Annotated in this window: 1 protein-coding gene; it reads right to left on the bottom strand. The window is 38.9% G+C overall.

The window, feature by feature from the left end:
* Positions 1-104: 104 nt before the first annotated feature.
* Entirely contained in the window at positions 105-2024 is a 1920-nt protein-coding gene (gene ltrA, locus KQI58_RS22255; RefSeq protein ID WP_216411119.1) for a group II intron reverse transcriptase/maturase, read from the bottom strand.
* Positions 2025-2790 lie beyond the last annotated feature (766 nt).

Below are 2790 nucleotides of genomic sequence, written 5' to 3'. Positions count from 1 at the left end.
GATAGCGATAGGTAAACTTTTGATGTTATCGCCAGTTTTTCCCCCGCTTCACACCGTGCGTACGACTTTCACCGTACACGGCGTTCCCCCGTTAATTAGCTACTTCATGTTTGTCTCAGTCCGGTCTTAAATTGATTACTGAATGAAATTCTTGTATTTCCTATTGCTACTCGTAATTTATTGACTTTCTCTAATTGGGAATCTGACAAGTTTAAATCCTGTAAATAAGATAGAAGCGTCACTTCACGTGTTGCGTGTATCATTCGATGAATTGTGTCGCTAATCAAAATCAGATTAGAATATCGATCATTTTTTGATTTGATCCATGGTATTTTATGGTGACAGTGCATTTGTGTGATATCTAGTTCCACACCAGTAATAGCGCATTTTCCTTGTTGAGCTACATATAGAGATATACGATTATCGTTAAACTCAATCGTTGCTCGTTCGCCAATTACTGGATGACTTCTAAGCCATTGAAGTGCTTGCACTGAAACTACTTGAAGCTTTTTATGAATCAGATTTCTACCTTCTTCTGTATACTTGCACACACCGTTGTGTTTCATTAAAGCCGTTCTCGTCTTTATGAAACCAATTGGTATGATCGGTACATCGTTGATATACCTTGTCATTTTTGATTTTAGATAAGGTCGAATACCTTTATCACGAGTTTTATATTTTGATGTCTTCTTTAATCCCAAGTGTTTAAATCGATGCTTTTCTACCTGAGTTAATTGATACTGGATCGGCATCAAATCGTCATTAACTTGCGTTGCGATTTGATAATAATTATGAATCCCGATAACCATACTGTTGTAAATGTTTAGGTTACGAGTGACGTCAGTACCGTTTGGTGCCTTTTGTATCAATTTTATCTGATCTTTGAGCTGTTTCTTGATCCTCTTTTTGGCTTTATCACAAATATGAGATTGGCAAACGTAATTCTTACGTCCCATTTTGTCGTATCCTTTACGCTCCATTTTCAATTCAAATCCAAGAAATTCACTGCTTTTCTTTTTCAAATTTGTAATTTTAGATTTTTCCGGAGAAATCGGTAAATGAAGTCGTTCTTCTAGCCACATTTTGCTTGCCGTAAATATTTTTTCAGCGTTGGCTCTTGTGGTCGTGAAGATTTTAAAGTCATCCGCGTAACGGACTATATACATTTCTTTTAGTGTTGAAGTTTTTCTCAACTGTTTATATCGGTAACTATGATTCCAGCGCCCGACTTTTTCAATGTAATGATCATTAATGTTTTCGCACTCGAAGCTTTCCCATTGTTTTGCTATCCACCAATCAAACTCATTCAAATTGATGTTTGCTAATAAAGGGGAAAGAATCCCACCTTGTGGTGTCCCTTTCGTTGGATAGATCGTTTCTCCATTCGGCATTTCGACAGGTGCTTTTAACATTTTACGCAAAATCACGAGTAGTTGTTTGTCTTGTATTCCCAATGTCCATATCTGTCGCAATAATTTTGTATGATCGACTTCATCGAAGAATCCTTTGATGTCTACATCGACTACATATTGCATTTTTGCTCGATTGATTCGCCCCGCCGCTGTTGAAACAGCATTTTCTGCTGAACGATTTGGGCGAAAACCAAAACTGTGTTTATAAAACTTTGGCTCACAGATTGGTTCTAGGACTTGTAGAATGCATTGTTGTGCGACTCTATCCCACATCGACGGGATTCCCAATGGTCTGGTTTTCCCATTCGGCTTGGGAATCTCTACTCGTTTTACTTTTCGAGGATTGTAATGAGTGAAACGTTTTCTTACTTTGTTGACAAACTCCTCTGTATCCAGCTTTTCGATATCATAGATAGTCACCTTATCTATCCCAGGTGTTGCACTACCATTATTTCGTTTGATATTTCGATAAGCTAGAAGAATATTATCTGTTGAGGTGATGATCGCCATCAAATTTTTAAATTTTTCACCCTTATTACTTTGCTCATAGATTGAATCGAAGACTTCGGTCATACCATAATATTCTGTATGGCGTAACCGTGTATTTTTCATTCGAGGTATCTTCTTAAAACTTTCTTTCAAGGTCTATCACGCTCCTTTTACGGTACGTGACCTTTTGAGTCATACCAGAATCCTTTGTTATGACTGAGTTGAAGTATATCAAACTAACGGCTAGAGGCTGTTGCTCCATTTCCATTACAGAAATTTCTTTGCTCGTGCCTCCACTCTCACTGTCATAAATTTAAGTTTCCTCTTTAGGATTCCCCTTAAAATCGCTTCATTGAGTATATTCTCTCCACGATGACAGCTTTCCACGTTCCCTTTGCTTTATCTTATTTCTCAACTTAGGTGCCAACTCTTGCCTAGTATCCTCTCCACAGCCTGTAACTGTGCATGGAGCTTTCGGAACCACCATAGGTACTCGCCCACGGAATACAGCTAACTTACTGTTAGCCACGTACTCATTTCTGAGTGCTCGCCACTTATAGACATTTCATTCGCCGGTTCGTCAGTGTTTTACCACATTCTCACCTTATCGAGTTTAACGACTCCCGGCCTATCAGATACACCCTCTACCGCTAGAGAGATTTCGTTGCCGATTACTATTTTTATCAACAGACGGTATCCTTCAGCCGACTTCACCGAGATTCACACCTCATTTCCAATATATGAAATGACGCATGTCGGAGTATCAGAGTAGGCGCTTCAGGGCGTTACTCCTTCATTTCACCTATCAAGCAAAGAGTTCACGACTCTCTTATATTTGAGAGGACGTGCGCAATCTTTTCAATTACGAACGTGTCTCACGATGATTATG

The organism is Enterococcus raffinosus (assembly GCF_018917525.1).
GTDB lineage: Bacteria > Bacillota > Bacilli > Lactobacillales > Enterococcaceae > Enterococcus_A > Enterococcus_A raffinosus_A.
This window is presented reverse-complemented; position numbering and strand designations above follow the sequence as displayed.

Excerpts from the sequence above, each read along its gene's own strand:
- ltrA (WP_216411119.1), bottom strand. The coding sequence starts at position 2,024 with ATGAAAAATACACGGTTACGCCATACAGAATATTATGGTATGACCGAA.